Annotated in this window: 20 protein-coding genes and 1 pseudogene; 13 read left to right on the plus strand and 8 right to left on the minus strand. The window is 61.4% G+C overall.

Features of this window, described 5'->3' with window-relative positions; translation table 11 throughout:
• Nucleotides 1-23: 23 nt before the first annotated feature.
• The 6 genes from rnr to GA0061101_RS31945 all read right to left on the minus strand — a co-directional run bounded on the left by rnr (nt 24) and on the right by GA0061101_RS31945 (nt 9,288).
• Nucleotides 24-2,402, minus strand: a complete 2,379-nt coding sequence (gene rnr / locus GA0061101_RS31920) for a ribonuclease R (protein WP_037194288.1) — start codon at nt 2,400-2,402, stop codon at nt 24-26.
• On the minus strand, nt 2,399-5,071 hold the full coding sequence (gene topA / locus GA0061101_RS31925; protein ID WP_092576637.1) for a type I DNA topoisomerase: 2,673 nt from the start codon (nt 5,069-5,071) through the stop codon (nt 2,399-2,401). Before topA ends, rnr begins: the two co-directional genes overlap by 4 nt.
• Before the next feature lie 175 nt (nt 5,072-5,246).
• Nucleotides 5,247-6,395, minus strand: coding sequence for a DNA-processing protein DprA (gene dprA / locus GA0061101_RS31930; protein WP_037194290.1), 1,149 nt, complete (start codon nt 6,393-6,395; stop codon nt 5,247-5,249).
• Nucleotides 6,395-7,012: a glycerol-3-phosphate 1-O-acyltransferase PlsY gene (gene plsY / locus GA0061101_RS31935; protein ID WP_037194292.1), complete on the minus strand. Its 618-nt coding sequence runs from the start codon at nt 7,010-7,012 to the stop codon at nt 6,395-6,397. The genes dprA and plsY overlap by 1 nt, the downstream gene beginning before the upstream one ends.
• 33 nt (nt 7,013-7,045) lie before the next feature.
• A complete protein-coding gene (locus GA0061101_RS31940; protein ID WP_037194294.1) occupies nt 7,046-8,335 on the minus strand; it encodes a dihydroorotase in 1,290 nt (429 codons plus the stop codon).
• A complete protein-coding gene (locus GA0061101_RS31945) occupies nt 8,332-9,288 on the minus strand; it encodes an aspartate carbamoyltransferase catalytic subunit (protein WP_037194296.1) in 957 nt (318 codons plus the stop codon). The genes GA0061101_RS31940 and GA0061101_RS31945 overlap by 4 nt, the downstream gene beginning before the upstream one ends.
• Nucleotides 9,289-9,473: 185 nt before the next feature.
• Here GA0061101_RS31945 and GA0061101_RS31950 point away from each other — a divergent pair, with 185 nt between their 5' ends.
• The 6 genes and pseudogenes from GA0061101_RS31950 (at nt 9,474) to GA0061101_RS31975 (ending at nt 13,794) form a co-directional block, all read left to right on the plus strand.
• Entirely contained in the window at nt 9,474-11,132 is a 1,659-nt protein-coding gene (locus tag GA0061101_RS31950; RefSeq protein WP_037194298.1) for an acyl-CoA dehydrogenase family protein, read from the plus strand.
• A 54-nt stretch (nt 11,133-11,186) separates the two neighbouring features.
• Nucleotides 11,187-11,431 (plus strand): annotated as a pseudogene (locus GA0061101_RS31955) (type II toxin-antitoxin system ParD family antitoxin).
• Between the two features lie 48 nt (nt 11,432-11,479).
• Nucleotides 11,480-11,719, plus strand: a complete 240-nt coding sequence (locus GA0061101_RS31960) for a type II toxin-antitoxin system RelE/ParE family toxin (protein WP_141694144.1) — start codon at nt 11,480-11,482, stop codon at nt 11,717-11,719.
• Between the two features lie 63 nt (nt 11,720-11,782).
• A complete protein-coding gene (locus GA0061101_RS31965; protein WP_092576614.1) occupies nt 11,783-12,400 on the plus strand; it encodes a GNAT family N-acetyltransferase in 618 nt (205 codons plus the stop codon).
• Nucleotides 12,401-12,504: 104 nt separating this feature from the next.
• The gene (locus GA0061101_RS31970; RefSeq protein ID WP_092576616.1) at nt 12,505-13,161 is read left to right on the plus strand and encodes a TetR/AcrR family transcriptional regulator; all 657 of its coding nucleotides are present in this window, start codon (nt 12,505-12,507) and stop codon (nt 13,159-13,161) included.
• Nucleotides 13,162-13,461: 300 nt separating this feature from the next.
• On the plus strand, nt 13,462-13,794 hold the full coding sequence (locus GA0061101_RS31975; RefSeq protein ID WP_037194307.1) for a DUF6105 family protein: 333 nt from the start codon (nt 13,462-13,464) through the stop codon (nt 13,792-13,794).
• On the opposite strand, the gene ruvX is transcribed toward GA0061101_RS31975, so the two are convergent.
• Nucleotides 13,731-14,225, minus strand: coding sequence for a Holliday junction resolvase RuvX (gene ruvX, locus GA0061101_RS31980; RefSeq protein WP_037194309.1), 495 nt, complete (start codon nt 14,223-14,225; stop codon nt 13,731-13,733). The two genes, GA0061101_RS31975 and ruvX, sit on opposite strands and share 64 nt — an antisense overlap.
• Nucleotides 14,226-14,342: 117 nt before the next feature.
• On the opposite strand from ruvX, the gene GA0061101_RS31985 reads away from it, so the two are divergent.
• The 4 genes from GA0061101_RS31985 (at nt 14,343) to GA0061101_RS32000 (ending at nt 19,306) form a co-directional block, all read left to right on the plus strand.
• Nucleotides 14,343-15,053 (plus strand): metal-dependent hydrolase, encoded by a 711-nt coding sequence (locus GA0061101_RS31985; RefSeq protein WP_047639233.1) that lies wholly within the window; start codon nt 14,343-14,345, stop codon nt 15,051-15,053.
• 86 nt (nt 15,054-15,139) lie between these two features.
• Nucleotides 15,140-15,427: an Asp-tRNA(Asn)/Glu-tRNA(Gln) amidotransferase subunit GatC gene (gene gatC, locus GA0061101_RS31990; protein ID WP_037194314.1), complete on the plus strand. Its 288-nt coding sequence runs from the start codon at nt 15,140-15,142 to the stop codon at nt 15,425-15,427.
• A 59-nt stretch (nt 15,428-15,486) separates the two neighbouring features.
• Entirely contained in the window at nt 15,487-16,968 is a 1,482-nt protein-coding gene (gene gatA / locus GA0061101_RS31995) for an Asp-tRNA(Asn)/Glu-tRNA(Gln) amidotransferase subunit GatA (protein ID WP_092576618.1), read from the plus strand.
• Between the two features lie 328 nt (nt 16,969-17,296).
• Nucleotides 17,297-19,306 (plus strand): DUF4139 domain-containing protein, encoded by a 2,010-nt coding sequence (locus GA0061101_RS32000; protein ID WP_092576639.1) that lies wholly within the window; start codon nt 17,297-17,299, stop codon nt 19,304-19,306.
• Nucleotides 19,307-19,382: 76 nt separating this feature from the next.
• Here the strand turns inward: GA0061101_RS32000 and GA0061101_RS32005 are convergent, their stop codons facing one another.
• Entirely contained in the window at nt 19,383-19,640 is a 258-nt protein-coding gene (locus GA0061101_RS32005) for a YjhX family toxin (RefSeq protein ID WP_092576619.1), read from the minus strand.
• A gap of 299 nt (nt 19,641-19,939) precedes the next feature.
• Between GA0061101_RS32005 and GA0061101_RS32010 the strand changes: the two genes are divergently transcribed.
• From GA0061101_RS32010 to GA0061101_RS32020, 3 genes are all read left to right on the plus strand, one after another.
• On the plus strand, nt 19,940-20,449 hold the full coding sequence (locus tag GA0061101_RS32010; RefSeq protein WP_092576621.1) for a GNAT family N-acetyltransferase: 510 nt from the start codon (nt 19,940-19,942) through the stop codon (nt 20,447-20,449).
• Nucleotides 20,450-20,536: 87 nt separating this feature from the next.
• On the plus strand, nt 20,537-22,042 hold the full coding sequence (gene gatB / locus GA0061101_RS32015; RefSeq protein WP_092576622.1) for an Asp-tRNA(Asn)/Glu-tRNA(Gln) amidotransferase subunit GatB: 1,506 nt from the start codon (nt 20,537-20,539) through the stop codon (nt 22,040-22,042).
• A gap of 3 nt (nt 22,043-22,045) precedes the next feature.
• A complete protein-coding gene (locus GA0061101_RS32020) occupies nt 22,046-22,549 on the plus strand; it encodes a GNAT family N-acetyltransferase (protein WP_092576624.1) in 504 nt (167 codons plus the stop codon).
• Nucleotides 22,550-22,555: the final 6 nt, after the last annotated feature.

Here is a 22,555-nt window from a genome sequence, read left to right on the forward strand (position 1 = left end):
TCCTTCCTGGCGGCAACCGTCCCTTACCGGCGGCCGCGCGGTGGTCTCGTGCCCGGCGCTTTGCGCGCCTGATTTTGATTGCGGCGGGTCGCCTTATGGAAAGAGCGTACCGCCGTCGGCATCGACCGTCCGTCGCTCAGCATTTCGAAGCGCAGCGCGCCCGCAAGCGGCACGGCCTCCACCAGCCGTACGCTCACCTCGTCGCCAAGGCGATAACCGAGCCCCGTCTTCTCGCCTGTCAGCGCCTGATGCGCCTCGTCATAGATGAAGTAATCGGTGCCGAGCGTAGATATAGGGATGAAACCGTCGGCGCCATAGTCCGGCAGGGTGACAAAAAGTCCCGACTTGGTGACGCCGCCGACGCGCGCCTCGAATTCCGCGCCCACACGCCCGGCGAGATGATGGGCGATCAGCCGGTCGACGGTCTCGCGTTCCGCCGCCATGGCGCGGCGCTCGAATGTCGAGATTTCCGCGGCGATGTCGTCGAGGGCAGCTTCCTCATCCGACGTGATTCCACCTTCGCCGAGGCCAAGCGAGCCGACGAGCGCACGATGTACGATCAGATCCGCGTAGCGGCGGATGGGAGACGTGAAATGGGCGTATTTCATCAGGTTCAGGCCGAAATGCCCGATATTATCAGGGCTGTAGATCGCCTGGCTCTGCGAGCGCAGCACCATCTCGTTGACCATGGTCTGATGCGGCGTCCCATCGGCTTTCGCCAGAATGCCGTTGAAGCTGTTGGCCCGGACATTGCCGCCCTTGGGCAGCGATATGCCGAGTGTCGCCAGGAATTCGCGCAGCACTTCCTGCTTGGCGAGCGTTGGGCCGTCATGGATGCGAAAGATAAGTCCCTGTTTCTTCTTCTCCAGCGTCTCGGCCGCAGCCACGTTCGCCTGGATCATCATTTCTTCGATGAGCTTGTGCGCATCGAGGCGCGGCGGCACGACGACGCGATCGACCGTGCCGTCGGGCTTCAGCAGGATCTTGCGCTCCGGCATATCCAGTTCGAGCGGCTGGCGCCGCTCGCGGCCCTTCTTCAGGATTTCATACGCGTGCCAGAGAGGTCTAAGGATCGGCTCCAGCATCGGCCCGGTCTTGTCGTCGGCTTGGCCGTCGATCGCCGCCTGCGCCTGCTGGTAGGAAAGCTTGGCGGCACTCTTCATCATGATGCGATGGAAGGTGTGTCCAGCCTTGCGGCCTTCTCTGGAGAAGATCATCCGGACGGCGAGGGCAGGGCGATCGACGCCTTCCTTGAGCGAGCAGAGATCGTTGGAAATGCGCTCTGGAAGCATCGGCACGACACGGTCGGGGAAATAGACCGAATTGCCGCGCTTCAGCGCCTCGCGATCAAGCGGGGAATTGGGGCGCACATACCAGGAAACGTCGGCAATGGCGACCGTGACGATAATGCCGTCGGGATTGTCAGGCGAGGGGTCCATTTCGGCGTAGACGGCATCGTCGTGGTCCTTCGCGTCGGCCGGATCGATGGTGATCAGCGGCAGGCTGCGCCAGTCCTCGCGATGCGACATGCTCGCCGGCTTGGCTGCATCCGCCTCCGCGATCACGGCGGCTGGGAATACGTGCGGAATGCCGTGCGCGTGGATGGCGATCATCGAGATCGCCTTTTCCGAGGCGACGGAGCCGACGACCGACAGTACCTTGGCGCGCGGCAGGCCGAAACGGCCGAGGCGGGCCACTTCGACTTCGACCAGATCGCCGTCCTTGGCTTCGCCGGTATAGTCCGGATCGATTACCATTTCCTCGCCGCGCCGTTCGATCGGCATCAGCCGGCCGCCGCCACCTGGCGTCTCGCGGAAGACGCCCATGGACGCGCCCCTCCGCTTGTCGATGACCTTGATGATGCGCGCGGTATAGGCCGGACCGCCACGATCCACCGCCGAGAAGATCTTGGCAAGGATGCGGTCGCCCATGCCGGCGACGGGCGCCTTGCCCTTGCCGTTGCGGCCGGCGGGCGAGGAGGATTGCTTGATCATCACGGCCGGCGCCACGCCGTTTTCCTCGGCCCACTCAGCGGGGCGGCCGATCAATCCGCCATCCTTGTCGCGCGTGGTGATATCAAGAACGGCGATCGGCGGCAGAGCGCCGGGGCGGATGAGCGACTTGCGGCTCTTCTGCACCATGCCGTCTTCTTCGAGCTCGCGCAGGAGATTCTTCAGCTCGACACGGCTCTCACCCTTCAATCCGAAGGCCTTGGCGAGTTCGCGCTTCGAAGCCTGCTGCGGATGCTCGGCGATGAAGCGCAGGATGATTTCGCGCGGCGGCAACGTGCCGTGAACGATCGCCATCATCGGCTCGGCGTCGCCGCTTGCCTTACCGGCGCGGCCGGGCTTGCCGGAACGTCGTTCCGACGATGAAATCCTGCCGCGTGGTTCTCTGCTCACTCTGCGCTCTTCTTTTTCGCTGCCGTCTTGGCCGCAGGCTTCTTTGCAGCTGCTTTCGGCTTGGCGGTCGTTTTCGTCACTTTTGCGCCGGCGGCCGCAGTCTTTGCCTTGGCGGGCGCCCTCTTCGTCGTGCCGCCGCCCTTGCCGGCCTTTGCAACGATCAGAGCCAGGGCTTCCTCGACTGTGATCGCCTGCGGGTCCGTGCCTTTCGGCAGGGTAGCGTTGACTTTGCCCCAGTTGACATAGGGGCCGTATTTCCCGTCACGAACGGTAATCGAGCCGCCGCCGTCCGGATGCGCGCCGAGATCCTTCAATGCAGCCGGCGTACCACCGCGTGCTCCGCCACCTGCCTTGCTCTGCTTTTCGGCAAGGACTGTCACGGCGCGGTTCAGGCCGACGGTGAAGACATCCTCGACGGTTTCGAGGTTGGCATAGCTGCCGTCATGCAGCAGGAACGGCCCGTAACGGCCGATGCCGGACGAGATCATCTTGCCGCTTTCAGGATGTTTGCCGATATCGCGCGGCAACGAGATCAACGCCATCGCTTTCTCGTAATCGATATCCTCGGGCTTCCAGCCCTTCGGTAGCGAGGCGCGCTTGGCATCCTTGCCATCGCCGCGCTGGATATAGGGTCCGAAGCGACCGGAACGCAGCGTCAGCTCTTCGCCGGTGACCGGATCCGCGCCGAGTGCCTTCGGCTCGTTCAGACCGGTGGATTCGGCTTCGGCGCCGCCTTCCGAGGAGAGCTGGCGCGTATAGTTGCATTCCGGATAGTTCGAGCAGCCGACGAAGGCGCCGTATTTGCCGAGCTTCAGCGACAGGTTGCCCGTGCCGCACACCTGGCAGATGCGCGGATCGCTGCCATCCTCGCGCTTCGGGAAGACGAGCGGCGCCAGCGCCTCGTTCAGCGCGTCGAGCACATTGGTGACGCGCAGCTCCTTCGTGTCCTCGATCTGGGCGAAGAAATCGCGCCAGAAATCGCGCAATACGTCCTTCCAGTTCAATTCGCCAGCGGAGATGCGATCGAGCTTTTCTTCCAGATCGGCAGTGAAGTCGTATTCGACGTATTTGGTGAAGAAGCTTTCGAGGAAGGCGGTCACCAGCCGGCCCTTGGCCTGCGGCACCAGCTTTCGCTTGTCGATCGTCACATAGTCACGGTCGCGCAGCGTCGCCAGCGTCGCCGCATAGGTCGACGGGCGGCCGATGCCGAGCTCTTCCATCTTCTTGATGAGCGAAGCTTCCGAATAGCGCGGCGGCGGTTCCGTGAAGTGCTGCGTCGAATTGATCTTCTGCTTGGCGAGGTTTTCGCGCGCATTGATCTCGGGCAGACGGCCATCTTCGTCGTCGGCATCGTCGCTCTGCTCGCCGTCTTCCTTCTGGTCGGTGTAGGCGGCAATGAAACCGTCAAAGCGGATCACGGAGCCGACGGCGCGCAGGCCGGCCTTCTCGCCGGCATTGTCGGCGAGAATCTCGACGGTGGTGCGCTCGATCTCGGCGGAGGCCATCTGGCTGGCGATGCCGCGCTTCCACACGAGGTCATAGAGTCTCAGCTGGTCGGCATCGAGGAATTTGCGGACGCGGTCCGGTGTGCGATCGAAATCCGTCGGGCGGATCGCTTCGTGTGCTTCCTGGGCGTTCTTCGCCTTGGTCGAGTAGAAGCGCGCCTTTTCCGGCAGGTAGCGGTTGCCGAATTGATCGGCGATCGCCGCGCGTGCCGCATCGATCGCTTCCGGCGCCATCTGCACGCCGTCCGTACGCATATAGGTAATGAGACCGACGGTCTCACCGCCGATGTCGACACCTTCATAGAGCTTCTGTGCGACCTGCATGGTGCGCGAAGCGGAGAAGCCGAGTTTGGAGGAAGCGGCCTGCTGCAGGGTGGAAGTGGTAAACGGCGGGCTCGGATTGCGCTTGACGGGCTTTGCCTCGACGCTGTCGACGACATAGGCGGCGCCTTCCAGCAACGCCTTCAGCTTGCCGGCCTCTTCGCCGTTGCCAATCGCGCGCGGCTGCAGGCGTTTGCCGTCGGCGGACACGAGGCGAGCCTCAAATTCGTCGCCGCGCGGCGTCTTCAGGATGGCCGAAAGGTTCCAGTATTCTTCCGAAATGAAGCGCTCGATTTCGGATTCACGGTCGCAGACGAGGCGAAGCGCGACAGACTGCACACGGCCGGCCGAGCGGGCGCCGGGCAGCTTGCGCCACAGAACCGGCGACAGATTGAAGCCGACGAGATAATCGAGGGCGCGGCGGGCGAGATAGGCGTCGACCAGCGGCACGTCGATGTCGCGCGGGTCGGCCATCGCGTCGAGCACGGCCTTCTTGGTGATGGCGTTGAAGACGACGCGCTTCACGGGCTTGCCGTTGATCACACGCTTCTTGTTGAGCAGGTCGAGCACATGCCAGGAAATCGCTTCGCCTTCGCGATCCGGGTCGGTCGCTAGAAACAGGCCGTCGGCGGATTTCACCGCGTCAGCGATGTCCTTCATGCGCTTTTGCGAAGCGCCATCGACTTCCCAGAGCATTTCGAAGTCCTGGTCCGGCAGCACCGAACCGTCTTTGGCGGGCAGGTCACGCACATGGCCGAAGGAGGCAAGAACCTTATATCCGGGTCCCAGATATTTGTTGATTGTCTTAGCCTTGGCAGGCGATTCTACCACTACAACGTTCATCATTAAGTCTCTGAATAGGAGGTCGTGCCGAAACAAGGCACGGGAGAAGCCGAGTTTTTTCGTCTCCCCGGCCCTCCGACATGGACAGGGAAATCGTCGCGGTCAAGAGGCGATGTCAATTTTTGCGCCTGGCGCGACGATGCGATGCTTAGAATTGGTATGCGCGTCACAGTTTTCAATCCAGCATGGAGAGCGACACGAGCCCGCCGGGATGGCGATGCAGCCGGCCGGCCATATCGAGCTCGAGAAGAACGGAATGGATCGAGGATATCGGCAGGCCTGTATGCCTGACGATGTCGTCGATCTCGACCGGTGTCGGCCCGAGCGCATCGACGATGTGATCGCGTTCAGCATCAGCGGGCGGTGCGGAGAACGGTTTGCTCCGTTCGACTGGCGCTTCGGAAGGGCGAGGGCGGAAGAGATCGGGCTCAGCCAGCGGCCGCAGAGCATCGACGATATCGTTCGGCGTGGTCACGATCATCGCGCCGTCCTTCAGCAGGCCGTTGGTGCCTTCGCAGCGCGGATCGAGCGGCGAGCCGGGAACGGCAAAGACCAGCCGGCCGAATTCGCCGGCAAGGCGCGCGGTGATGAGCGAGCCGGAGCGGGTCGCCGCCTCGATGACGACGACGCCGAGCGAGATGCCCGATATCAACCGGTTGCGGCGCGGGAAGTCGCGAGCCCGCGGCTCCCATCCGAACGGCATTTCGCTGACTGCAAGCCCGTTGCCGTCCCATATGTCGTTGAGCAGGCCGATATTCTCAGGCGGGTAGGGCTGATCCAGCCCGCCGGCCATGGCGGCGATCGTGCCGGTCTCGAGGCTGGCGCGATGGGCTGCCGTATCGATGCCGCGGGCAAGCCCGGAGATGACAACGTATCCGGCCTCGCCGCAGGTGCGGGCGATCATTGCGGTGAACTTGGCCCCGCTGATCGAGGCATTGCGCGAGCCGACGATGCCGATTGCCGGACGGGTTGCCGTCGGGACATTGCCTTTGACCGCAAGAAGCGGTGGCGCGCCATCGATCTCGCGGAGCGCGGGCGGATAATCCGGCTCGCCGATGCCGACGAAGCGCGCACCGAACCGATGCATCGCTTCCAGTTCCCGCAGAGCGTCGCGCTCGTCGGCAATGCGGATCGCCCGCGTCGAGCCGCCGCGCTGGGAAAGCTCCGGTAGCATGGCAAGCGCCGCCTCTGCCGAGCCGTAGTGATTGATGAGATGGCGAAAGGTGGATGGACCGACATTGTCGGAGCGGATAAGCCTGAGCCAGGCGATCCTTTGTTTTTCGGTCAGCGCAACTCCGGTCCGTCTTGCGCTGCCTGTATCCATTACCCCTTCGCTCCGATCTTGCCTTCCGTTCCGGCCGCCAGCCGGGCGATGTTGGCTCTGTGTTTGTACCAGGAGATGACCGTCATCAGCGCCATGGCGCCGGCGATCTTGTCGACGCCCAATATCCACAATACAACCGGGATGGCAAGGGTTGCAACCAGCGCGGAGAGTGACGAGTAACGGGTGGTGAAGGCGATGGCGAGCCAGACGATCGCGAAAATCAAGGCCATCAGCGGAGCCAGACCGAGCAGGATGCCCAGATAGGTCGCAACGCCCTTGCCGCCCTTGAAGCCGATCCAGACCGGGAAGATATGACCGATGAAGGCCGCGAAACCGGCGAGCACCGCGGCGTCATTGCCGAAGAAATGCGCGACGATCAACACGGCGACGGTGGCCTTGAAGGCGTCGAGCAGCAGGGTGGCGGCCGCAAGCCCCTTGTTGCCGGTGCGCAGCACATTGGTTGCGCCGATATTGCCCGAGCCGATCTTGCGGACGTCACCGAGGCCTGCCATGCGCGTCAGCAAGAGGCCGAACGGGATGGAGCCGAGCAGGTAGCCGATGACGAGGGCTGCCAGCGCTGTCTCCGGGGTAAGCTGCCAAGTCCAGAAATCCGCCATCACGTCTTGTTCTCCGTAAACCCTGGGCCTGCTCTAGAGACTGTGAACCAGCTTGCCGGCGACATAGGTTGCAACCGCCCGGCCGCTCATTCTTGCATCCTCGAAAGGTGTATTCTTCGAGCGCGACAGAAGCATTTCTTTGGCGACAAGCCAAGGCTCGTCGAGATCGATCAAGGCAATATCCGCCTTCGCGCCCGGCTTCAGCGTGCCGGCATCGAGACCGAAGATCTGGGCCGGCCGCGTCGACAGGGCATCGATCAGCCGCATCAGGCTGATCTCACCGCTATGATGGAGGCGAAGGGCGGCGGCCAGCAGCGTTTCCAGCCCGACTGCGCCGTCCTCAGCCTCTGCGAACGGCAGGCGCTTGGTGTCCACGTCCTGCGGGTCGTGTGAGGAAACGATGATGTCGATGGTGCCGTCCGCCAGCGCCTGGATCATGCCCGTGCGGTCGTCCTCGGACCGCAGCGGCGGGTAGAGCTTGAAGAAGGTGCGGTATTCGCCGATGTCGTTCTCGTTCAGCGCGAGATTGTTGATCGAGATGCCGCAGGTGACCTTGGCGCCGCGCGCGCGGGCAAGGCGGATGGCTTCAGCCGATTCAGGCACGGAAATCATGGCGGCGTGATAGTGGCTGCGCGTCAGCGCCGCAATGCGCAGGTCGCGCTCGAGCGGGATGAGTTCGGCCTCCTTCGGGATGCCTGACAGCCCGAGCCAACTCGCAAGCAACCCTTCATGCATGACGCCGTTGGCGCCGAGATACTTGTCGCGGGTCTCGCAGGAAATGACCGCGCCGAATTCCCGCGCATAGGTCATCAGCCGCCGCAGGACCTGTGTGTCGTAGACTGCGGAATGCGCATCGGTGAAGGCAACCGCGCCGGCCGCCCGCAGAAGGCCGATTTCCGTCATCTCCTCGCCGGCAAGACCCTTGGTGAGGGCGGCGGCCGGATAGACATTGACGACCGCGGTGTCGCGCGCCGTCTTTCTGACGAATTCCACCAGGGCGATGTCGTCGATGACGGGATGGGTGTCCGGCATCATGATGAAGGAGGTGACGCCGCCGGCCGCGGCCGCGCGGCTCGCCGAGGCGATCGTTTCGCGATGCTCGCCGCCAGGCTCGCCGACATGGACGCGGGCGTCGACCAGACCCGGCACGGCCACGAGGCCGGTGCAATCCCGTACCGTCGCGCCCTTCGGCGTCGGGTGGCCTTTCGCATCCTTGCCGGCGGCGACGATGATGCCGCCTTCGACCACGATCGCACCGACCTCGTCGAGATTACGGGAGGGGTCGATGATGCGGACATTCTGCAGGACGATCGAGTTGTTCATGCGCCTGATACCTCGCTGCGAGGTCCTTGGTTCTGTGAGACGAGCAGCACTTCCATGACTGCCATGCGCACGGCGACACCCATTTCCACCTGCTCGGCGATGACGCTTTGAGGACCGTCGGCCACCTCGGATGCGATCTCGACCCCTCGGTTCATCGGCCCCGGATGCATGACGAGCGCATCCTCCTTGGCGGCTTTGAGCGTCTCGGCGTCCAGCCCGTAAAAATGATAGTATTCGCGCACCGATGGCACGAAGGCGCCGGACATGCGTTCGCGTTGCAGCCGCAGCATCATGACGACGTCGGCATCCTTCAGCCCCTCCTTCATCGAATGGAAGACCTCGACGCCCATGTCGGCAATGCCCGCGGGCAGCAGGGTAGCGGGCGCCACGACGCGGACACGAGCGCCCATGGCGTTCAGGAGCAGGATGTTGGAACGGGCAACGCGCGAATGCAGCACGTCGCCGCAGATGGCGACGATGATGCGCGAGAGCTTGCCTTTCGCTCGGCGGATCGTCAGCGCGTCGAGCAGCGCCTGGGTCGGATGTTCATGTTGGCCATCGCCGGCGTTTACAACTGAGCAGGAGACCTTCTGCGCCAGCAGCGCGGCGGCACCTGCGCTCGAATGACGGATGACGAGCACATCCGGCCGCATGGCGTTCAGCGTCATCGCCGTATCGATCAGCGTTTCGCCTTTTTTCACGGACGAATTGCCGACCGACATATTCATCACATCGGCGCCAAGCCGCTTGCCGGCCAGCTCGAAGGAGGATTGGGTGCGCGTCGAGGCTTCGAAGAAGAGATTGATCTGCGTGAGACCGCGAAGCGTCGACGTCTTCTTCTCACGCTGGCGGCTTATCTTGACCGCCTCGTCGGCCTTGTCGAGAAGATAGGTTATATCCTGCTCGGTAAGACCCTTGATGCCGATGAGGTGGCGGTGGGGAAAGAAGACCATGGACCTGCCCTCTGGATGTCGTCAGGGGGTCTATAGAGAGGGAGCGCCAAAGGGGCAAGCGCGCGCATGTGACAAGGTCGCGTGTTCCCCATGCAATTTCGCTCGAATCCGGTTACAGCAGCTATGCTGTTAGGAGACAAAACTTCCGGTTTCCTTTTGCAACCCTCTTGCTCTAAAAGCGAAATATGACCCAACCGACCCGGACTGATGACCCATTTGCCGACCTGAACCAGCCGAGCCTCTGGTCCGGCATCAATGCCTATCGTTCCGATCCGTTGATAGTCGATCTGACCTCTGGCCTGCCGCGTTCGACACGGGAAGACCTGGAGCAGCTCGGTCGCTTCGTCACCTCGCACGAGGCGCAGGAACTGGCGCGCATGGCGAACCAGGGCACCCCGCAACTGCGCACCCACGGTCCGCGCGGCGAGCGTCTCGATGTGGTCGAATTCCATCCGGCCTGGCACGCGCTGATGCGCCGTTCGATGTCGTCGGGCCTGCATTCCTCGATCTGGGATGCGCAGGCCGATCCCGAAGCGGTGGGGCAGTCGCACAAGGTGCGCGCGGCCCGCTTCTATCTGACGGCGCAGCTCGAATGCGGCCATCTCTGCCCGCTGACGATGACCAGCGCGTCCGTGGCAGCCATGATGGCGTCGCCAGCCGTCCAGAAGGACTGGGCGCCGAAGATCCTGTCGCGCAGATATGATTCCTCCAACAAGCCGGCCATGCAAAAGACAGCCGTCACCATCGGCATGGGCATGACGGAGAAGCAGGGCGGCACCGATGTGCGCGCCAACAGGACGGCCGCCGACAAGGTGAGCGAGGGCATCTACAGGCTCTCCGGCCATAAATGGTTCATGTCGGCGCCGATGAGCGATGCCTTCATCATGCTGGCCCAGACCAAGGAGGGCCTTGGCTGTTTCCTGGTGCCGCGGCTGCTCGAGGACGGCTCGGCCAACGGCCTGCAATTCCAGAGGCTGAAGGACAAGCTCGGCAATCGCTCGAACGCCTCCTCGGAAGTCGAATTCACCGACACCTTCGGCTTCCTACTCGGGACGCCCGATGCCGGCATCCGCACGATCCTCGACATGGTGACGCTGACACGGCTCGATTGCGCGCTGGCGTCGGCCGGCATCATGCGGGCTTCGTTGGCCGAAGCCGTGCATCATGCGCGCGGCCGCAGCGTTTTCGGCAAGATGCTGGTCAAACAGCCGATCATGACGCGCGTGCTCGCCGACATGGCGCTCGATGTCGCTGCCGCGACTGCGCTCGCCTTCCGTTTGGCCGAAGCCTTCGACAAAGCGAGCGGCAGCACTGAAGACGCCGCCTACGCCCGCGTCATGACGCCGGTCGCCAAATACTGGTGCTGCAAGATCGCTCCGGCGCTGATTTATGAAGCGATGGAGTGCATCGGCGGCAGCGGCTACATCGAGGAGCGCCCGATCGCCCGCCATTACCGGGAAGCACCGGTCAATGCGATCTGGGAAGGGTCCGGCAACGTCATGGCGCTCGACGTTCTCAGAGTCTTGAACCGGGGCAAGGACCTGTTCGAAACCGTCTTCGCCGGCCTTGCCCGCGATCTCGGGCCCGCCGGCAAGAAGACCATCGAGGTGCTGCGCGCGGCCATGGCGCTTTGCGAGCAGGATGAGGGGGCAGCCCGTCTCCTGGTCGAGCAGATGGCGCTCGCCGCCGGTGCGGCCGAGCTCTATCGCCTCGGCGCGGGCAAGATCGCCGATGCCTTCATCGAAACCCGGCTGGCCGGCGGCTGGCGCGCCACCTACGGCATGCTCGATGCGCGCTTCGACGCCAGCTATATCGTCGACCTTCTCTATCCGCCGGCGACATAGAATTTGCGCCAGCGATTGCCGGGCTCGCAGCGGTATCGGCATAGGAGTGTTTACATGGCCCGCAACACATCCGTTTCGCTTGGTGATCATTTCAGCGCCTTTATCGAAGCTCAGATTCAGACGGGCCGATACGGCTCTGCCAGCGATGTTCTTCGCGCAGGTTTGCGTCTGCTTGAAGAGCATGAAGCGAAGGTCAGGGTTCTTCAGGATGCATTGATTGCTGGTGAGGAATCCGGAAAGCCTGCCCCTTCGATAACGCCGCATTCCTGAGGCGGATGCGCGCGACATATGGCGAATAGGCCTCGAGAGTACGGCCTGTCCCCGCTAGCGGGGCCGATCTTGAAGACATCTGGCGATATACCGTCGAGAACTGGTCCGCAAAGCAAGCGGAAGCCTACCATGCAGAAATCGTCGAAGCCTTCGAGGGACTGGCGTCCGGTCTGAAAATCGGGCGTCGCATCCATATCCGCGAAGGTTATTTCAAACATGCCATCGGCTCCCACGTGATCTACTATCTTCTGCCGGATGCGGAAGTCGCCATCATTCGCGTGTTGCATCGGCGAATGGATGTAAGTCGGCACCTCTGAAGAGACATTGGAGTTTTGATTGTTGGCCGCACAAGATTCTCACGTCAGCTCGCAGAGGCTCCCATGATCAACCTCCGTCAGGTCCAATCCGATGATATCGACCAGCTCTATGCCATCTCGCTGCTGACCGGTGACGCCGGCAAGGATGCGACGGCGCTTTACCGCGATGGCCGTTTGATTGGGCACATCTATTCCGCGCCCTATGCTGCACTCCACCCTGAGATGGTTTTCGTCGCCGAGGATGACGAAGGCGTCTTGGGTTATATCGCGGGCGTTTTCGATACGGTTGCTTTCGAAGAGCGCCTGGAGCGTGAGTGGTGGCCGGATCTGCGGCGCCGGTACGCCGATCCCGTCGGCGATCCGGCACTCTGGGATGCCGATCAGCGCCGGATATCGACAATCCATCATCCGAAACGGACGCCGGCCATTCTCACCGATCCATTTCCCGCACATATTCATATGAACCTGCTGCCGAGGGCTCAGGGAAAAGGCGTCGGCACGGCGTTGCTGGAGCGCTGGATGGCGTACGCCAGCGCCAGCGGCGTCAAAGGGGTTCATCTTGGCGCCAATTCCGGCAATCATGGCGGTATCCGTTTCTGGTCGTCGCGAGGCTTCGTACCGGTGGAACTGCCGCCCGATCTGGCGTCGGAAACGACCGTATGGTTCGGCCGGTATCTCTAAATCTGTGGATTCGCAGGCTTTGACGGTGCTGCCGATCACACCTTTGTTGTTCGCGCCAATTCGACTTGTTACTCACCGCTCGGTGACAGATTGGAGCTGAGTCGATGGCCGTTGCAAACGCAGCCGTTAAAATCCTGATGGAAGCGCCCGTTCCGGAAAAGCGGATGCGCAACCGCGCCGCAACCGAGCAGGCGATTCTCGATGCCGCCAAGCGGCTCCTTGCGGAGGAGGGGTTCCAGAATTTCGGTATCAACGCGGTAGCGCGTGGCGCCGGCTGCGACAAGCAGCTGATCTATCGCTATTACGGCGGGCTCGACGGACTGGTGGAAGCCATCGGTGCGGATCTCGGAAGCTGGGTGAAGGATCGCATTCCCGACGATACCGGCGGCATGTTTCTTCTGACCTATGGCGATCTGATGGAGCGGCTCGCCCTGTTGTTTCTCGACGCCTTGCGCGCCGATCCGCTGATGCGCCGCATCGTTGCCTGGGAAGTATCCGAAAACAGCGAGCAGGTTCGCAGGCTCTCAGAGGCCCGCTCCAAGGCACTCGCCGGCTGGATCGAGCGCATGCGCGGCTCGCTCACCCCGCCGAAGGGGATCGACGCACAGGCCGTCAACGCCATGATCTTCGCCGCCATCCAGCATGTCGTGCTTTCGGCCACGCTCAGCAATCAATGCGCCGGCCTTGTCTTGAAAACCGCTAGGGATTGGGAGAAGGCGTCAACGGCGCTGAAGCGGATCGTGCGCGGCGTCTACGGCTGATACCGGCGCTCATCCGGGAGATATCCACAAGCCCGCCGCGCCGTTAACCTTAACAAATGGTTTACATTGCGCCGCAACGGTTAACTCGGCAGTGTGAAAAGACCGATTGTTAACTATTAAGCGTGCAGCCATGGGGTCCAGACCCACAAAATTAGTGTTTCTTGTCACGGCGATGATGTTCTTCGCCGTGCTGGCCCTAGATATAACGTTGCCCGCGATGGTGTTGAGCGCCATGGCGCTGTCGAACTGGCTCGTCCTTTCGGCTGGGACGACGCAATATCCGCGTCGAAGAGGTGCCGCATGAAGTGGTTGCTGATTTGCTGGGCTGGCCCCGTCTCGTTTATCGGGGCATGGTATTATCTGTCGTACTACGACATGAGCTTCGGCATCTTCATGCTGACGCGGCAGATGCATGATCTGGTGTTCGAGATCTACGGCAAGATCCTCGGCATTCCGCCGGAAGCCATCCCGCCGCTCGTCGCCCGCGCCATCGCCTTTGATAGTCTGCTGGTTTTCGCGATTTTCGGCTTTCGCCGGCGCGCCGCCATCATGGGCTGGTGGAGGCACCGTCAGGAGTCGAGATCGGACAAGGTTGCTCTGCCGAGCGCCGAAAGCCTGTCCAAGGCTCCCTGAAGAATAAAGCTCGCAGCGGCCGAGTCGATGCGCTCGGCCCGCTTGGCACGCGAGACGTCCATTTCCAGAAGCGCCCGTTCGGCCGCAACCGTCGAAAGCCGCTCATCCCAGAAGACGAAGGGCAGGGCGGTCTTGTCGGCCATGCTGCGCACGAAGGCGCGCGTCGCCTGCACCCGCGGCCCCGAAGAACCGTCCATATTGACAGGCAGGCCGATAATAAAGGCCGCCACCTTTTCCTTCTCGGCGAAGGCGAGCAAAGTCTGAGCATCCTGGGTGAACTTTACCCGCTTGATCACCGGGCGCGGCGTGGCGAAGCGGCGGCCGAGATCGGACATCGCAAGTCCGATCGTCTTGGTGCCGAGATCGAGGCCGGCAACCGCCTGCCCGGGCAGGAGCGTCGCGGCTAGGTCTTCGATGGTCAGCGTCGTCATCAAGGTCTCGCTCTCGTCAAAACAAATTGAAGTCCGAACCGCTTTTCTTTGCTGCGGTTTGAGATATCTCCTAGACACCAGCCTGCCATTTCAAATCAAGCATTAAGGAGAAATCCAATGAAGATCACCTGGCTCGGCCATGCCGCTTTTCGCATCGAAACGGCAAAGGCCAAAATATTGATCGATCCTTTTCTGACGTATAACTCTTCCTTTGCCGCCGCTGGCCTCGATATCAAGGATGTTGCCTCGGGTGTGACCCATATCCTGTTGACCCACGGCCATGGCGATCACGTCGGCGACACGGTTCAGATCGCCAAGGATACGGGCGCCGTCGTTCTCGCCAATGCCGATCTGGCCTCCTGGCTCGGCACCAAGGGCGTCGAGAAGCTGGAAATGGGCAATACCGGCGGCACCGTCGGTCTCGGCGGCTTCTCAGCCACATTCACCAATGCGCTGCATTCGTCCGCCCAGATCACCGAAGACGGCGTTTCCCACGCGCTCGGTAATCCCAATGGCCTGATGCTGCATTTCGACGACGAGCCGACGCTGTTCCACATGGGCGATACCGATATCTTCTCCGACATGGCCCTGATCAACGAGTTGCATCAGCCCGATATCGGCATCGTGCCGATCGGCGACCGCTTCACCATGGGCGGTGCCGTTGCTGCGCTCGCCTGCCAGCGCTTCTTCAACTTCAAGACCGCCATCCCCTGCCACTACGGCACCTTCCCGATCATCGATCAGACCCCGGAAAAGTTCGTTGCCGGCATGGAGGGCTCGAAGACCGCAGTTGCCGCGCCGAAGGTGGGCGAGAGCGTTTCTGCCTGACGATACCCGTTGCGTATGGCGGACATGGCCTTTATAGCGTGAAGCAAATCCGCTTTTGTGGATAATCTTGCTATCCGGAGAATGCCATGTCCGTCGATCTCGCCACTGTCAAACGCGTTGCCCATCTTGCCCGCATCGCCGTCAATGAAGACGAAGCGCAGCGGATGATGGGCGAACTCAACGGCATTCTGGGCTTCGTCGAACAGCTTTCCGAAGTGAATGTCGATGGCGTCGAGGCCATGACCTCCGTGACGCCGATGGCGATGAAGAAGCGCGCGGACGAAGTGACCGACGGCAACAAGGCCGCCGACATCGTCGCCAATGCGCCGAATACCGATCAGAATTTCTTCCTGGTGCCCAAAGTCGTCGAATAAAGGCTTCCTTTTAGCCCGTTCCGACCCGTTGCCTATTTCCAGATCTGAAGCGAAACAAAATGAGCGAACTGACCAGCCTGACCATTGCCGAAGCCCGCGACAAGCTGCGCGCCAAGGACATCACCGCCACCGAACTGACCGAAGCCTATCTTTCGGCGATCGACGCGGCCAACGGTCAGCTCAATGCCTATATCGCCGTAACGCCGGAAAAGGCGCGCGAGATGGCCAAGGCTTCGGACGCGCGGCTTGCCGCCGGCAACGCCGGTGCGCTCGAAGGCATTCCGTTAGGGATCAAGGATCTGTTCGGCACCGAAGGCATCCACACCCAGGCCTGCAGCCACATTCTCGATGGGTTCAAGCCTCGCTATGAATCGACGGTGACGCAGAACCTCTGGAACGACGGCGCCGTCATGCTCGGCAAGCTCAACATGGACGAGTTTGCCATGGGCTCCTCCAACGAGAGCTCCTATTACGGCCCGGTCATCAACCCCTGGCGTGCCGAAGGCTCGAACCAGCAGTTGGTTCCTGGTGGCTCGTCGGGCGGCTCGGCTGCTGCCGTTGCAGCCCACCTCTGCGCCGGCGCAACGGCCACCGACACCGGCGGCTCCATCCGCCAGCCCGCTGCCTTCACCGGCACCGTCGGCATCAAGCCGACCTATGGCCGTTGCTCGCGCTGGGGCATTGTCGCCTTCGCTTCGTCGCTCGACCAGGCTGGCCCAATCGCCCGCGACGTTCGCGATGCCGCCATCCTCCTGAAGTCGATGGCAAGCGTCGATGCAAAGGACACGACCTCGGTCGACCTGCCGGTGCCAGATTACGAAGCCTCGCTCAGCCAGTCGCTGAAGGGCATGAAGATCGGCATCCCCAACGAATATCGCGTCGACGGCATGCCGGAAGAGATCGAAACGCTCTGGCAGCAGGGTATTGCGTGGCTGAAGGACGCCGGCGCCGAGATCGTCAACATCTCGCTGCCGCACACCAAATATGCTCTGCCTGCCTATTACATCGTCGCGCCCGCCGAAGCATCCTCTAACCTCGCGCGCTACGATGGTGTCCGCTACGGCCTGCGTGTCGACGGCAAGGACATCGTCGACATGTACGAGAAGACGCGCGCTGCCGGCTTCGGCCAGGAAGTGAAGCGCCGCATCATGATCGGCACCTATGTTCTCTCGGCCGGCTATTACGACGCATACTACCTGCGCGCCCAGAAGGTCCGCACGCTGATCAAGCGCGATTTCGAGCTTGCCTTCCATGCCGGTGTCGACGCCATCCTGACACCCGCCACGCCGTCCTCCGCCTTCGGTATCGCCGATGAAGACCTCGCTTCCGATCCGGTGAAGATGTACCTCAACGACATCTTCACGGTGACGGTCAACATGGCCGGTCTCCCCGGCATCGCCGTCCCCGCCGGCCTCGACCCGAAGGGCCTGCCGCTCGGCCTCCAGCTCATCGGCAGGCCGTTTGAAGAGGAAACCCTGTTCAAGACCGCCCACGTCATCGAACAGGCCGCCGGCAAGTTCACGCCGGCGAAGTGGTGGTAAGCACCACAATTTGAGGCCCATAATTTGAGGTCCATGACCGACGCCGACCACGAAACGGCCGGCGCGGTCGGCTTTGCCGCTCGGTGGAGCGGCGACGCCTTGGATGCAAGATTCAAAAGTCCTGACGTTATTGCGGCCGTCGGTCGAGAATGCTTCTCTGATCCCTTCATGGCCAAAGACGAAGTCATCGTCTCCGAGGTTGATGGTCGCTTCACCGGCTGGATCGCGCGCGAAGACCATCGCCATCACATTTTGGACCGAAATACGATCATAAATTGCAGCAGGCCGCTTGGTCTTGTCGTCTGCAACCGAATCGGAAGGTCTCTTCATGCTCAAGCAAGTATCGGCGATCCTGCTCCTCAGTGTGGCATTTCCGGCGATTTCGCTGGCCGCCGACAATGGAGCTATTCGCGCCATTACCTTGTCCTCGGGTGGCCTTGCCGAGGTCTCTCGATCCGCGGCAGTCGGTAGCGACGGCGTGGTCCGGCTCGAGGTGCCTCTCGACCAGGTTGATGACATGCTCAAGAGCCTTGTGGTCAATGAGACCGACGGCTCCGTGGCCGGTTTCTCGCTGGCGGGGCCGCAACCTCTAGAGGAAACCTTCAAAGGCTTGCCGTTTACGCCTGAAGCGCTCTCATCCGTGCCGTCGCTTTTGACATCGATGCAAGGCGCCAGAGTATCGGTAACCAGCGGTGGGAAAACCATTGAGGGAAGCATTCTCGGGATCGAGATCAGGAAGGCTGGCGAGAGTGCGCCGGTTCCGCTGCTGACCGTTCTCGACAAGGATGGCGCTGTGGAGACGCTGGCGCTTGGCGAGGATGCGTCCGTCCGGATTGAGGATGCTGAGATGAGAGCGAAGGTTGCCAAAGCGGCGGCGGCCATTGCCCGTGGCAAGAACGACGGCAGCCGCACCATCGATATCAAGCTGAACGGTGTGAAGAACGGCGGCGATATCGGCCTGACCTATGTGGTTCCGTCTCCGATCTGGAAAACGGCCTACAAGGTTGTGACCGAGGAAAATGGCAAGGCGCGTTTGCAGGCATGGACCGTGCTGGAAAACGCCAGCGGTGAGGATTGGAAGGGCGTCAAACTGACGTTGACGTCGGCCGAGCCAGTGACGCTGAAGCAGGGCCTGCACAAGCTCTATTGGAGACAGCGGCAAGAAGTGCCGGTCAACACGGCTTCGAATATTGTCCCTGATCTCGATAGCGGAGACCTGTCCAACAGGCAGCGTCTATCATCGGATGTCGAGGAACGAGCAGCGCCCGCGCCTGCCAAGGCAATGATGGGTGGCGCCAGCAGAAAGGCAGCCGCGTCTGGATACATGGCCGACGAGTTGGAAAGGCCCGCAGCGCCAATGCAAATAGCTGCTGGTAGTGCTGCCAATGCCACCGAAAGCGATATCTCGGCCACGTTCGAACTTCCGGGAACTTACGATCTGGCAAATGGCGACACCTTATCGGTGCCGATCGTGGATGCGGAGCTGGATGCCGATATGGTGGACATGTATCGGGCGGGCAGCTCATTTCCCAATCCCATCGCTGCCGTGATGCTCAAGAACACCACAGGCGTCAGCATGCCGGCGGGAATTCTGACGCTGTACGACAGCAAGATCGGCTATATCGGCGATTCCCAGCTATCCGCGCTGCCCAAGGGCGATACGCGCCTTGCCAGTTTCGCAACCGACCGAAAGGTGTCGATCAGTGAGCAGCAGACGCCGACGGAGGAGATTGCCTCTCTCAAGGTTTCCGATGGCGTGATGCAAACAATCGTCAAATACCGCCAGACGACAACATACACTGTTTCAGGGGCGCTTGACGGCGAAAGGACCGTTATTGTCGAACACCCGATTAGGGATGGTTGGTCGTTTTCGTCGGACGAAAGTTTCGGCAAGACGGCAACACACCAGCGGCTCAAGACGGTCGTGCCGGCGGCTACGGAAAAGACACTGACGGCAGTCGACGAGCAGCTTCAGAGCAACAGTTACGCTCTGGTCGATGCAGAGCCGGACATGCTGCTTGGATGGTCGGCTTCGGCCCATGACAAGGTACTTGTAGACAAGCTCGCAAACCTGGCGGAGGCGCGCAAAAAGCAGGTCGCTGCCCAGAACGATCTGGAGAGTTTCGACAACGAAATAGAGAAACTCACCAATGACCAGGAGCGGATAAGACAGAATATCGGCGCGGTTCCGGAGAACAGCGATTTGAAGAAGCGCTATTTGAAGGCTCTGGCAAATAGTGAAGACCAAATCGCTGCAGTCGGCGAAAAACGCGCCGCGATGCAAAAGGACAGCGATCGTCTGGGCAGCCAGGTGGCGGAGCTCATCAGGACATTCTGATCGCCACCAGCGCTTCGTCACATGAGCCGCATGAGCGGATAAGAGCCGCCCGACCGGGGCGGCTCTCATGTTTTCTCTACCTATTATCCAATTGCGCCCTCACCAGCCTCAGGCCCCGTTCCGTTATCCGGTAGGGATGTCCGCCGGAGGATTTGATGGCCTTCAGCTGTTTGAGCTTGCGGAAGAGCTCGATGCCGAAACCGGGATAGAGCCAGCCGTCCCGCGTGTAGCAGTTGACGGTCTCGATTTTCTTGTTTTCGGTGCGTTCGATTTCAATGCGCCCGCCTTGAGCGAGCAAATGCAGGATGCGCTGCTCTGCGCGTGAGATATCCATTGTCGTCAGAATCCGGAAAGCGCCAAAGGCGCAACAAAACGATCCGACGCTCCCTTTAGGGAAGTCGGGGCTTCGTTTTCGGGCCCAGCACGCAAGAAGGCTTGCGGGCAGGGCCTTTACCGGGTCTGAGAAAAGGTAGACATCAAAACTCCATTGACGCGGCAGTTTTAAAACAGGTTGCAACCGGCGGTCAAGTTTCACTCTCGTTGGACTTGGGCCGCCACCGTGCGCTTGCTTTTATCTCGTCGCTGGAAAAAGCTGTTTTCCGGTGCTTTACTGCTGGAAACGGCGGGGGCCCGATGATCCATATTCGCAATGCGCATGAAGGGGAAGCGGAGGTACTGGCCAATATCGGCCTGCGCTCATGGCAGAAGGCCATGGGCTCGATCGGAAGTCCGGTCGAGCTTCTGGAAAGTGCAAGCGACGCGTTTTCGAATTTCACGCGCAACGTCTGGCTGACAATCACGGTCATCGAGCTGAACGGGGAGGTCGTCGGCTGGGCGGCGCGCGAGGGCCTCGATGAGACCATCTCCGATTTCTGGATCGACCCGGGGTTTCTCAGGCGAGGTCTCGGTTCGGCACTCCTGGAGCGTATCGAGCAGGACATGCGCGAACAGGGGCTGGAAAAGGTTTCGCTGCACACTCATGCCGGCAATGTCGACGCGATCGGTTTTTTCAAGGCTCGTGGCTATGAGATCAACTGGCTGTCGATCGTCTATTCCCCGAAGCTCGATAGCGATGTGCCGACCATCGGGCTTTCAAAAGCGCTGGTCGAAGATAGCGACGGCGTCTACGGTCCAGGCATATAGCGCGCCGGCGATGCCGAAAGCCTTGCACCATCTCGCCAATTGCTCTACCTCACAAAGTTCAGAAGAACAGCATTTCAAGAGCTTCCCATGACCCTTGTCGACGTCCGCACGCCAGATCCGAAACGCTTCATTCCCGGTGCCACCGGCGATTGGGAAATCGTTATCGGCATGGAAGTCCATGCCCAGGTGTTGAGCAATTCCAAGCTCTTCTCCGGTGCCTCGACCGAGTTCGGCAAGCCGCAGAATTCCAACGTCTCGCTGGTCGATGCCGCCATGCCCGGCATGCTGCCCGTCATCAACGAGGAGTGCGTCAAGCAGGCCGTGCGCACCGGCCTCGGCCTGAAGGCGCAGGTCAACAATCGTTCGATCTTCGACCGTAAGAACTATTTCTACCCCGACTTGCCGCAGGGCTATCAGATCTCGCAGTTCAAGGATCCGATCGTCGGCGAGGGCAAGATCGTCATTTCGTTGGGGCCGGATCGTCAGGGCCAGTTCGAGGATATCGAGATCGGCATCGAGCGGCTGCATCTGGAGCAGGATGCCGGCAAGTCGCTGCATGATCAGCACGCCACCATGTCCTATGTGGATCTCAACCGCTCCGGCGTGGCGCTGATGGAAATCGTCTCCAAGCCGGACATCCGCTCGTCGGACGAAGCCAAGGCCTATATGACCAAGCTCCGCTCGATCGTGCGCTATCTCGGCACCTGCGACGGCAACATGGACGAAGGCTCGATGCGCGCCGACGTCAACGTTTCCGTGCGCCGCCCCGGTGGTGAGTTCGGCACGCGCTGCGAGATCAAGAACGTCAACTCCATCCGCTTCATCGGCCAGGCGATCGAATACGAAGCGCGCCGTCAGATCGGCATCCTTGAGGATGGCGGCAAGATCGACCAGGAAACCCGCCTGTTCGATCCGAACAAGGGCGAGACACGCTCCCTGCGCACCAAGGAAGATGCGCATGACTACCGCTATTTCCCCGATCCGGATCTGCTGCCGCTCGAATTCGATGACGCCTTCGTCAAGGAACTTGCGGCGCACTTGCCCGAGCTGCCCGACGACAAGAAGGAGCGCTTCGTTCGCGAGCTAGGCCTGTCGATCTACGACGCCTCCGTTCTGGTCTCGGAAAAGGCGATCGCCGATTATTTCGAAGCGGTCGCTGCCGGCCGTGACGGCAAGATGGCGGCAAACTGGGTCATCAACGACTTGCTGGGTGCTCTGAACAAAATCGGCAAAGATATTGAAGAAACTCCGGTTTCGCCCGCCCAGCTCGGCGCGATCATCGATCTCATCAAGGCTGAAACCATCTCCGGCAAGATCGCCAAGGATCTGTTCGAGATCATCCTCACCGAAGGCGGCGATCCCACAGAGATCGTCGAGACCCGCGGCATGAAGCAGGTCACCGACACCGGCGCCATCGAAAAGGCCGTGGACGAAATCATCGCTGCTAACCCGGATCAGGTCGCCAAGGTCAAGGCCAAGCCGACGCTCGCCGGCTGGTTCGTCGGCCAGGTGATGAAGTCGACCGGCGGCAAGGCCAACCCGCAGGCCGTGCAGGCGCTGGTCAAGGCCAAGCTCGGCATCGAAGAGGAATAATCGGTGTTCTTCGTCCGCACCGCCGGCGAGCAGGACCTGGAAAAGGTCCGTGCTCTGCTGCGCGAAACCTGGCATGCGACCTACGACCATATCTATGGGGCCGACAAGGTCAGCGAGTTGCATGCCTCCTGGCATTCTCTGGCGTCGCTGAAGGCACGGCTGGCGAAGAAGAACGCCGAATTCCTCGTCGCCGACGACGGCAAGACGATCGGCGGCATGGGCTATGCCGCCATGTCCACGGAGATGACAAAGACTGTCGAGCTCAACATGCTCTATGTCGGCCCGCGCTACCAACGCCAGGGCGTCGGCCGCGATATCTTTGCGGAGCTGGAAACCTGCTTTCCGGACGCAGAAGTCATGCGCCTGGAAGTCGAGCCCCAAAACGAGCCTGCGATCGCCTTTTACACGGCGCATGGCTTCGTCGAAGTCGGCCGTACGGAAAACTGCGGAAATGCGCAATCGGGCATTCCGGCGCTGATATTCGAGAAGCCTCTCGAAAACCACTGACAGCTA

This window comes from Martinezella lusitana, assembly GCF_900094565.1.
GTDB classification, from domain to species: Bacteria; Pseudomonadota; Alphaproteobacteria; order Rhizobiales; family Rhizobiaceae; genus Rhizobium; species Rhizobium lusitanum.